Source organism: Actinoplanes sp. ATCC 53533, assembly GCF_003947245.1.
In genome coordinates, this window is record NZ_QHHV01000583.1 from 1 (window position 1) to 801 (window position 801).

Sequence of the window (801 nt, forward strand, 5' to 3'; positions counted from 1 at the left end):
CCAGGACCGGCCGTGAACAAGGAGGCAACGCGATGGGCYCGTCCGCGTCGCCATCGTCGGTGTCGGTAACTGCGCCTCGTCCCTGGTACAGGGCGTGGAGTACTACCGCGAGGCCGACCCCAACGACCGCGTCCCGGGTCTCATGCACGTGACCTTCGGCGATTACCACGTATCCGACGTGAAGTTCGTCGCGGCGTTCGACGTGGACGCCAAGAAGGTCGGCATGGACCTGGCCGAGGCGATCGTCGCCAGCGAGAACAACACGATCACGCTGACCGACGTCGCACCCACCGGCGTGACCGTCCAGCGTGGACCCACCTTCGACGGTCTGGGCACGTACTACCGCGAAATGGTCGAGGAGTCGTCCGCCGAGCCGGTCGACATCGTGCGCGCCCTGCGCGACGCCGAGGTCGACGTCGTCGTGTCCTACCTGCCGGTGGGCTCCGAGGAGGCCGACAAGTTCTACGCGCAGGCCGCGATCGACGCCGGTTGCGCGTTCGTCAACGCGCTGCCCGTCTTCATCGCCTCGGACCCGGCGTGGGCGCAGAAGTTCACCGACGCCGGCCTGCCGATCGTCGGTGACGACATCAAGAGCCAGGTCGGTGCGACGATCGTGCACCGCGCGCTGGCCAAGCTGTTCGAGGACCGCGGTGTCGAGCTGCTGCGCACCTACCAGCTCAACTTCGGCGGCAACATGGACTTCATGAACATGCTGGAGCGCAAGCGCCTGGTGTCGAAGAAGATCTCCAAGACCCAGTCGGTGACCTCCCAGATCCCGCACGAGATGGTCAAGAGCGACGT

Annotated in this window: 1 protein-coding gene; it reads left to right on the forward strand. The window is 66.1% G+C overall.

Features of this window, described 5'->3' with window-relative positions; all coding sequences use genetic code 11:
- Nucleotides 1-52: 52 nt before the first annotated feature.
- Nucleotides 53-801: inositol-3-phosphate synthase (locus DMB66_RS60155; protein WP_125812720.1), on the forward strand; the 749-nt coding region annotated here is incomplete at its 3' end.